Raw genomic sequence first — 9,802 nt, 5'->3', positions numbered from 1 at the left:
ACAACCAAGAGCCCAACAGTGCAAAATCCTGGTTATCGGGTGGGGTGAAAATAGTCAACAACACGTAAAGGGAACAGCGCCGCGAGCGCATGTTCAGTCCAGATCACTTCAGCCATTTTTGCATTTTCTCTTTGGCGTCAGACTGGGAACAGGTTCTTCCTTCTCGAATATCCGTTTCACCTTTGGCAAGGCCTTCCAGGATCTGCATCCGCAATTGCATCAGCTCATAGTCCGCCACATCAATTAGATAAGCGGAAGGGAGACCATGCTCGGTGATCAAGATGGGCTCTTTGTTTTCATGCAAATCGGCCAGAATTTTAGTCGCTTGCCGTTTCAGTGAGGTCACTAGTTCAACTCGCATCTCAGGCTCCTATGGGGGCAATGTGTCACTATAGTAGCACTTGCTGCCGAGCGGCGAAATAACCGCATTGAATGGCCACTTATTGGACCGATAACTTTCATCATCTCACCACCAAAAATTTCGCCGGGAGCAGGCTCCCGGCGAAATAGGGTGACACAAGAAAACGAGCGAGGATTAGTCGCGGTTTTCTCCGCCTAAGGCGGCGATGAGTTCGGGGATAAAGCGCGAGAACTCGCCGGTCATCAGCGCGAAGTCGGCGTCCAGGCGGGCGGCCTTGTCTTCGGAGAGCACGTCGTCGTTCTGCTCCTTGAGCTCCTCACTGAATTTCACCCGCTTGATGGAGAGGTCATCCCCCAGCAGGAAGCTCAGGCTATCGGACCAGTTGAGGGCCAGCTTGGTCACCAGCTTGTCGGCCAGCAGGTGGGCCTTCATCTCTTCACTCAGCAGATCCTGCTGCTTGGCGCGGATGATGCCGCCATGCTCCAGGGCGCTGCGCAGCTCGACCTCATCTTCCAGCTCGAAACCGGCGGGGGTGGCCGATTCATTGAGCCACTCGGTCATGGTGATCTCGGGCGGCGTCTTCAGGGCCACCGGCACCACGGGCAGGGAGCCGATGCACTTGCGCAACAGCGCCAGCACGTCATCGGCCTTCTTCGCCGAGCCCGCATCGACCACCAGATAGCCATCGGCCGGATTGATCCACACCGAGGTTTGGCTGTGGCGGGTGAAGGCGCGGGGCAGCAGGTTCATCAGGATCTCGTCTTTGAGCCCTTCCTTCTCCTTCTTCTTCAGGGCGCGGCCCTGCTCGGCTTCCAGGGCCTCGACTTTCTCTTGCAGCGCATCCTTGACCACGGTGGAGGGCAGCATCTTCTCTTCCTTACGGGCGCAGAGCAGCAGCTGGCCTGCGGCCTCGTGCACCAGCGCCTGGGCCTGCTTGCCCAGCGGGCTGACCCAGCCGAATTTGCTCATGTCCTGACTACCGCACGGAGTGAAGGCCACGGTTTCCAGCATGGTTTCCAGCTGGTCGGCATCCAGCTCGAACGGACGGGTGAAACGATAGATTTGCAGGTTCTTAAACCACATGCGGACCTCGGGGAACGGCGAAAAATGGCGTCAGTCTACCAGAGTTGTGACCTTGACGGCATTTTGCCGGAAAAAAGCGGAGCTTGCTCACAGCCTCCGGGAGTCTCGCCTCGCGTCGACGATCGGCCTCTTACACTCGATGGAGGAAGAGGAGAATGACCATGTTGATCCGTCGCTGCGTTGCTGAAGATATGCCGCAACTGCTGGAAATCTGGCTGCAGGCCACCCTGCACGCCCACGATTACCTGCCGGCGGCTGTCTGGTGGCCGCGACAGGAGGCACTGCGTCAGCGTTTGCAACAGAGCGCCGATATCTGGGTGGTGGCCCGCAGCAGCGATGAGCACGAGGATCTGGCCTCCATCAAGGGCCCGATACCGCTGCCGACCCACACCGGGGTGGTCGGCTTCATGGCCATCCAGGAGGATGAGTTACTGGCACTCTATCTGCTGCCGGAGCATCAGAATCAGGGCATGGGCAGTCTGCTGCTGGGGTTGGGGCAGCAATATCACGACTATCTGTTTCTCAATGTCTGCGTGCCCAATGGCGATGCCATCCGCTTTTATCAACAACACGGCTTTCGCATCGTCCGCGAATGCCGGGATCCCCTGAACGCCTGTGACGAATACCGGATGGAATATCGCAAGCCTGCTCCATAGATCCCCGCTGATGCCTATCGACAGGGAAGCACAGCTTGTCGTGGGGGAGCGACTATTCGAAACCGCTCGCGAGTCAAGCCTTGATAACCGCAGGCGGAAACGCCATCTTGTAGACAATACCGAGTGTGAGACCCAATGCCAGTTGCGTGCGCGAAGGAGAGATAGCCTGTTGAGCCAACCGTTGGCGGCAGGGACGCCGCCATCGAGCCCCATGGATGGGTTTATGGCGAGTTGGCGAGAAAGGTTGTCTCTCCTGAACCTCTTAACTGACAATTATTAGGAAGTGAGACCGGCTTTTTTCTGACTTGCAACGTCTCCTGCGGGCTTTCTGTTGCTCATAACGGACTCTCTAGTTTTCAAGCGGGCTTTCTCTATTTTTCAAACGGATTCTCTATGCGACTGTTACACACCGCAGACTGGCATCTCGGCCATCATCTGCATGGCCACGATCGAAGCTATGAACAGGGCTGTTTTCTCGATTGGCTGACGGATCTGATCCTGGAGCGCAGCATCGACGGCCTGCTGATTGCCGGGGATATTTTCGATACCGCCAATCCGGCCGCGGCCAGTTGGCAACTCTTCTACCGCTTCCTGGCCCGTCTGCGCGAGCGGGTGCCGCACCTGAATGTGATCGCCATCGGCGGCAATCATGATTCCCCCTCCAAGCTGGATGCGCCCCACGAGCTGCTCAAGGCCTTCGAGCTGCACCTCATCGGTGCCATCTCCCGGGATACCCGGGGCGCGTTGGAGCTGGAGCGGCTGATCGTGCCGCTCAAAGACCGCGCCGGGGCGATCCAGGCCTGGTGTGCGGCTGTGCCCTATCTGCGCAGTGCCGACTTGCGGCTGGAGGATGGGCCGGCGGATGGGCGCAATTCGGACGTGGGCAGCCCTGATGCGAATAGCGCGGAGAGCCATCCTGAGGAAGACCGTTTGATTGCCGGTGTGCGCGCCATCTATCGCCAGGTTATCGCCGCCATCGAGGCCCGACGCAGCCCCGAACAGCCGATTGTGGCGCTGGGCCATGCCTATCTGAGCCGCGGCGAGCTCTCCTTGCTCTCCGAGCGCAAGGTGCTCGGCGGTAACCAGCACGCTCTGCCGCTGGATATCTTCCAGGGGGCGGATTATGTGGCGCTCGGCCATCTGCATCTGGCCCAGGCCCTGACTCCGGGCAGCGGAACTCCGCTCGTGCACTACAGCGGCTCTCCCATTCCGCTCTCCCTGGCCGAAAGCCACTATAACCATCAGGTGCTGGAGCTGGAGGTTGGCCCCACAGGTGTGGCACTTACCCAGCGCCATCCGGTACCGCGGGTGGTGCCCATGCTGCGCTTGCCCCCTGAGCCGCTGCCGCTGGCCGAGGTCGAGGCGCACTTGCAGGCGCAGCCGTGGACGCCGTGTCCGCCCGAGCAGCGGCCGTTTTTGGAAGTCCGGGTCAAGCTGGAGAAGCCGGAGCCACGGTTGCGGGAGCGGATTTTGGCGGCGCTGGCCGACCAGCCGGTGCGCTTGGCGCGGATTACCACCCACTATGCGGGGCAGGGGGAAGCGATGGCGGATCGCCTGGCGCGGCAACAGCTCGATGAGCTCACCCCCGAGCAGGTGTTTGCTTTGTGCCATCAGCGGGTCTACGCCACGCCGCCGGCGGCTGAATTGCAGAGTGCGTTTGCCGAGTTGCTGAACGAATACCAGGAGTCGTCATCATGAAAATTCTGGCATTACGGGACGAGAATCTGGCCAGTCTGACCCGGCCGTTCGATATCGATTTTACCCAGGGCGTGCTGGGGCACAGCGGGCTGTTTGCCATCACCGGCAATACTGGCGCGGGCAAGAGCACCCTGCTGGATGCCATCTGTCTGGCGCTGTATGACCAGATGGCGCGCTTTGTCGCCAACCGCAAAAACCAGGCCGAGATTGGTCGCGAAGATGAGGCGGATCGGCTCAAGGCCAACGATGTGCGGCATATCTTGAGTCGTGGCAAATCCAGCGGCTATGCCGAAGTCGATTTTGTCGGCACCGATGGCCAGCACTGGCGGGCGCGCTGGCAGGTGCGGCGCGCGCGTAACCGGGTGGATGGCAAGTATCAGAAGCAGGAGCGCTCCCTGGAGTGCCTCTCCAGCCAGCAACTCCATGCCGGCACCAAGCGCGATGTGCAAGAGGTGATCGACCAGCAGGTGGGTCTGAACTGGGAGCAATTCCGCCGCGCTGTGATCTTGCCCCAGGGCGAGTTTGCCGCCTTCTTGAAGGCCAGCGTCGACGAGCGCTCGGCCCTGCTGGAGCGCATGACCGGCACCGAGCTCTACTCCGATCTCTCGGTGGCTGCCTTCGAGCGCGGCAAGCAGGAGCGACAGAAGCTCGAATTATTGCAAGAGCAGCTCGAAGGCGCCGCGCCCCTGGATGCCGAGTCCCGGGCGGCGCTGCAGGCGCAACTGGCGGCAGGCTTGCAGCAGTTGGCACAACTCAAGCTGTGGCTGGAGCAGTGGCGCCAGCATGAGGCGCAGCAACAGCAGGAGCATGAGCTGGCGCGCCATCTGCACGATGCCCGCCAGGCGTTGGCCGAGCAGGAGCAGCAGTGGCAGGCTACCCACGAGGCCCGGCTGCAACTGGCTCAGATCGAAAAGGCCCAGGTGGCGCGGCCGCTGTTTGATGAGCTGGCGCGGACCCTGCTTGAGCTGGGCAGCATTGAAGCGGAAATGACCCAGCTGCAACAGCACATGGAAGAGGCCAGTGGCGCCGATCAGCATTGGAGCCAGCAGTTGGCCTTCCAGCAGCAGAAGCTGGTGCAGCTGGAGAGCGAGATCCGCCTGCGCCAGAGCGAGGTCAACGAGGCCCGCGAGCTCGATGGCCTGTTGCAGGAAAAAGAGCGGCAGTGGCGGGAGCTGGAGCCCCAGCAACAGGATCGGCAACGCCAGCTCACCGGGGTGCGGTTGACCCTGGAGGCCGGGCAGTTGCGTCAGCAGGAGCGGGTGCGCCAGCTCACCGAGCTCACCCAGTGGCTGGAGCGTCATCAGGGCACAGGCCGGGTGGCGCACAAATGGCAGCCGTTATTCAATGTGCTGCGGGAAACCCTGCAGGATCGGCGACGTCAACAGCAGTGGCGTCTGGAGCTACGCGAGCTGGTGCGGCTGCAAGAGGACAAACAGCAACTGCACACCCGGCTGGAGCTGGCCTGGAGCGAGGCCCAGGCGCAGCATCAGCTGCGCAGTGAACAACTGCAGCAGCTGGAAGCCGAGCATCCGATGGCGGAGCTGGAAGAGGCGCAACTGAGTTTGCACCAGGCCCAGCGGTTGATGGAGCGCTCGCGCCACCTGCGCGAGTTGGCCGAACAGACCGGACAGGTGACCCGCTATTACCAGGAGCAGAAATTGCTGGCTGGCCACCTGGCACTGCGTCGCCAGGAGCTGGCTACCCTGGAGCAGGAGCTGCAGCCGGAGTTGAGCCGTTTGCGCGAGCAGCTGGCGCTGTCGGCTCATGAGCTGCAGCAGGCCCATGCCAGCCAGAGCCTGCAGGATTACCGGGATCATCTGATCGACGGCGAGTCCTGCCCGCTGTGCGGCTCGACCAGTCACCCCTGGGCCCATCAGCAACCGCAATCCGATAGCGTGCTGTTGCGCCTGATGGCCCAGCAACAATTCTTGCAACAACATGTCGAGCAACGGCAACAGGCGCTGACCCAATGCCAGGTGCAACGTCAGCAGCTGGGTGAGCAGGAGCAACGCCAGCTGCAACTGCTGGCACAAACCGCGGCCCAACTCGAGCAGATGGCCCAGCGTTGGGAAGCGCTGCGCGAGGGATGTGAAGGCATTCTCCCGCCCTGGCCGGATCTGCACGCCGATTGGCTGACATTGGTGGCGGTGCTGGTGCAACTGCAGCAGGAGAGTCAGCAGCGCTGGCAATTGCAGCGCGAGTCCTGGGATCACCGCCGCCAGATCCAGGCCCAGCAACAGCTCTTGCGTCAGCAGGTGGAGCAACTGCAGCAGCAAGCGCTGGCCGCCGAGCGTCATCTGCAGGACTTGTTGCGTCAGCAAACCGAGCTGCAAACCCTGCGTCAGGGGCTGGAGCAGCAATTAACCCATCTGGGGGAACGTCTGCTGCTCAACGAGCAGAGTCTGGATGAACAGCTGGGACAATCGGAGTGGCGGGGCTGGCTGGAGCAGGCCGATGCCGAACAGGCGATCCTGCTATGGCAGCAGGAGTGCCAGCACTACCTGCAGTATGAGGAGCAGTGGCAGCGTTTGGAGCAGAGCCAGCAGCAGGCGCAGCCGGAGCTGGCCGCCTTGAGTGCGCAACTGGACGCCGGAACCCAGCAATTACAGCTGCTGGAGCGGGATCTGAATCAGCTGCAGCAACAGCGCCGAGATCTGCGCCTGCGACGAGAGCAGTGCCTGAGTGGCCGTGCCGTCAGCGAGGTCGAGGCCGAATGGCAACTCAAGCTGGAGCAGTTGCGGGAGGCGGTGAGCCAGGCCCAGCGCCAGCGCCAGCAGAGCAGTGAACAAAAAGCCAGCGCCGGGGCCATGCTGGAGAGTCTGCGCCAGCGCCAGCAACAGGTCACGGCCCAGCGCCGGGAGGCATTGCGTGGCTGGTTGCGTCATGAGCAGCAGTTAGGGATCCCCGAGTATGAGCTGCAGCGCTTGCTCAGCTTTCCGGTGGAGTGGATCCGTGAAGAGCGGCAGCGCCTCAAGCAGTGTGAGGAGGGGCGTCAGCAGGCGCAAACCCGGCTCGCCGAGCGGGAGCAAGCCTTGCAGCTGCAGCAAGCGCGAACCCGGCAGGCGTTGTTGGCCTTGCCGGTGGCGGCACAGTGGCCGGAAGGCGTGCAAGGAGCGGAAGACGTGCAAGGATCGGAAGGTGCTCTGAATCCGAATGGCACTTCGCCCGGTTGGCTGGAGTCAGTGCAACAGCAACATCAACAGCTGGAGGCCGACGTTTTTGAATGGCGTCGGCAGCTGCTGCAGGCCGATGAGGCGCAACAGAAGCATCAACAGATTGCCGCACAGATTGCCAAACAACAGCTCGAAACCGATCGTTGGGGCGGCCTGGCCGAGCTCATCGGCTCGGCATCGGGGGCCAAGTTCCGCACCTTTGCCCAGAGTTTGACTCTGGAGCGACTGTTGCTGGTGGCCAACGAACATCTCAATGAACTGGCGCCCCGTTACCAGTTGCAGCGGGTTCCGGGTACCGATCTGGCGCTGCAGGCCATCGATCAGGATATGGGCGATGAGATCCGCGGCGTGGAGTCGCTCTCCGGTGGCGAGAGCTTCCTGGTGTCACTGGCCCTGGCGTTGGGGCTCGCCTCCTTGTCGAGCAAGGAGACCCAGGTGGAGTCACTGTTTATCGATGAAGGCTTCGGGACCCTGGATCCGGAGAGTCTGGATACCGCGCTGGCCTGTCTCGATTCGCTGCAATCCAGCGGTCGGCAGATCGGGGTCATCTCCCATGTACAGACGCTGGTGGAGCGGATTGGCGTGCAGATCCGCATCGAGGCGCTGGGTGGTGGTGAGAGTCGGGTGCTGTTACCGGGTTAACAGCCCACTCTAACTGGCTGAATGTGACAAAGAATTTACGTATTGGCGGCGATGATCATAAAAGTGTCATGAAAAGTTCTAATAATGCCGCTAGCGAAAACAAGGAGCGTCACTTAAAAGGCTAACACCATGTCAAGAAGAGTATTGGTTGTCGAAGACGAAACCCCGATCCGGGAAATGTTGTGCTTTGTCCTGGAGCAAAAGGGGTTTGAACCCATAGAGGCCGCTGATTTCGAGCAGGGGCTGGCCAAGGTGGTGGATCCTTTCCCGGATCTGATCCTGCTGGACTGGATGTTGCCGGGTGGCAGCGGGATCCAGTTTATCAAGCAGATGAAGCAGGACGAGCTGACCCGCCAGATCCCGATTATCATGCTGACGGCTCGGGGCGAGGAAGAAGACAAGGTGCGCGGGCTGGAAGCCGGTGCCGATGATTACATCACCAAACCGTTTTCTCCCAAGGAGCTGACGGCGCGGCTCAAAGCGGTGATCCGCCGGGCCATGCCGACCTCCACCGAGGAGGTGATCGATGTTCAGGGGCTGAAGCTGGATCCGGTCTCGCACCGGGTCACGGCGAATGAACAGGCGCTGGATATGGGACCGACGGAGTTCCGCTTGCTACACTTTTTCATGACTCATCCCGAACGGGTCTACAGCCGGGAGCAGTTGCTGAATAATGTCTGGGGTACCAACGTTTACGTTGAAGACAGAACCGTCGATGTGCATATTCGACGTCTGCGCAAGGCGATTGCCGATTCTGGCCATGATGTGTTGATTCAAACGGTGCGGGGATCCGGGTATCGTTTCTCAACTCGTCTGTAAATCTGTCACTTAAGGAATACCATGCTCGAACCCTATTCCTGGGGCCGACTCATCAGAAAGAGTCTGTATGTCATCTACCCCCCATTTGTGTTGTTGGGGTTCATCTCGGGGCAGTGGGCTTATAGCTTGCTCACCGCCACCGTCTTGCACCTGATTTGGCTCTATTACTATCAGAAAAAATTGGCGGACTGGCTATGGAAAGATCGTAGTTTGGTGCCGCCCCAAGGCCCAGGAACCTGGGAATATATCTTCAACGGTATCTACCGTTTGCAGCAGCGTCATCGCATCCGGCGTCGTGAACTGGCTAGCGTGATCCGCCGTTTTCGCGAAGGCGCCGAAGCGCTGCCCGATGCGGCCGTGGTGTGCCGGAATGATGGCAGCATCGTCTGGTGTAATCGGCTGGCCGGGCAACTGCTGGGTTTTCGCTGGCCGGAAGATGCCGGACAGAACATCAGTAACCTGATCCGTAGCCCGAGCTTTGTCGCCTATCTCAAGGGCAAGGAGTTCAATGATCCGCTCGAGATGCCATCCCCGGTCAACGAAGAGCGGATCCTGGAGTTCCGAATCATGCCCTATACCGAGGACCAGTCCATGATGGTGGTGCGGGATATCACCCACCTCAAGAGTCTGGATGCCATGCGCAAGAACTTCGTCGCCAATGTCTCCCACGAGTTGCGCACGCCGTTGACGGTGCTCAAGGGCTATCTGGAAATGGTGGAGGATGCGCCCTCGGCGGCGATGTGGGGCAAGATGCACCGGGTGATGCTGGAGCAGACCCTGCGCATGGATACCCTAGTGAACCAACTGCTGGTGCTCTCCCGCATCGAGGCGGCGGCGGATATCGATCTCAATCGGGTGGTCGATGTGCCAGCCATGCTCAGTTTACTGGAGCAGGAGGCCCGCGCCCTCAGTGGCGATGCGGCGCACCAGTTCGAGTTCCGGGTCGACAAAAACTTGCGCATCCATGGTGATGGCGAGCAGCTGCGTAGCGCGCTGACCAACCTGGTCAACAACGCCATCAAGTACACGCCTCCGGGCAAGCGCATTCTGGTGGAGTGGCATAAAGAGGGGGGGCGGGCTGAATTTGCGGTCACCGATCAGGGCGAGGGGATTGCCAAGGAGCATCTGGGGAAATTGACCGAGCGCTTTTATCGCGTCGATCGGGCCCGCTCGCGCCAGACTGGCGGTGCCGGGCTGGGGCTAGCCATCGTCAAACATGCTTTGAGTCACCATGACACCCACCTGGAGGTGGAGAGTGAGCTCGGGCAGGGCAGTCGTTTCAGCTTCGAGATCCCGGCGCGCCTGATTGCCAAGTAGGCGCTTGCTATCGCCGGGTTTGCTGGCCGGTTGCACAGGAATAAAGACAACAA

General features: G+C 60.7%; 7 protein-coding genes. 5 read left to right on the top strand and 2 right to left on the bottom strand.

Going from position 1 to position 9,802, the window contains the following annotated elements:
• Positions 1–103 precede the first annotated feature (103 nt).
• Both ACYVG7_RS00730 and rdgC read right to left on the bottom strand, forming a co-directional pair.
• Complete coding sequence (locus ACYVG7_RS00730; protein WP_460881343.1) at positions 104–361, bottom strand: type II toxin-antitoxin system Phd/YefM family antitoxin; 258 nt, start codon at positions 359–361, stop codon at positions 104–106.
• A gap of 174 nt (positions 362–535) precedes the next feature.
• On the bottom strand, positions 536–1,444 hold the full coding sequence (gene rdgC / locus ACYVG7_RS00725) for a recombination-associated protein RdgC (protein ID WP_460881342.1): 909 nt from the start codon (positions 1,442–1,444) through the stop codon (positions 536–538).
• 155 nt (positions 1,445–1,599) lie between these two features.
• On the opposite strand from rdgC, the gene ACYVG7_RS00720 reads away from it, so the two are divergent.
• From ACYVG7_RS00720 to phoR, 5 genes are all read left to right on the top strand, one after another.
• The gene (locus ACYVG7_RS00720) at positions 1,600–2,100 is read left to right on the top strand and encodes a GNAT family N-acetyltransferase (protein WP_460881341.1); all 501 of its coding nucleotides are present in this window, start codon (positions 1,600–1,602) and stop codon (positions 2,098–2,100) included.
• Positions 2,101–2,493: 393 nt separating this feature from the next.
• Entirely contained in the window at positions 2,494–3,798 is a 1,305-nt protein-coding gene (locus ACYVG7_RS00715) for an exonuclease SbcCD subunit D (RefSeq protein ID WP_460881340.1), read from the top strand.
• Complete coding sequence (locus ACYVG7_RS00710) at positions 3,795–7,613, top strand: AAA family ATPase (protein ID WP_460881339.1); 3,819 nt, start codon at positions 3,795–3,797, stop codon at positions 7,611–7,613. Before ACYVG7_RS00715 ends, ACYVG7_RS00710 begins: the two co-directional genes overlap by 4 nt.
• 129 nt (positions 7,614–7,742) lie before the next feature.
• On the top strand, positions 7,743–8,432 hold the full coding sequence (phoB, locus tag ACYVG7_RS00705) for a phosphate regulon transcriptional regulator PhoB (RefSeq protein WP_460881338.1): 690 nt from the start codon (positions 7,743–7,745) through the stop codon (positions 8,430–8,432).
• 21 nt (positions 8,433–8,453) lie between these two features.
• Positions 8,454–9,749 carry a phosphate regulon sensor histidine kinase PhoR gene (gene phoR, locus ACYVG7_RS00700; RefSeq protein WP_460881337.1) on the top strand — a complete coding sequence of 432 codons (1,296 nt, stop codon included), beginning with the start codon at positions 8,454–8,456 and terminating at the stop codon, positions 9,747–9,749.
• Positions 9,750–9,802 lie beyond the last annotated feature (53 nt).

Source organism: Pseudaeromonas pectinilytica, assembly GCF_054780855.1.
The sequence above is the reverse complement of the archived record's forward strand: the minus strand, read 5'-3'. Positions and strand labels throughout refer to the sequence as shown.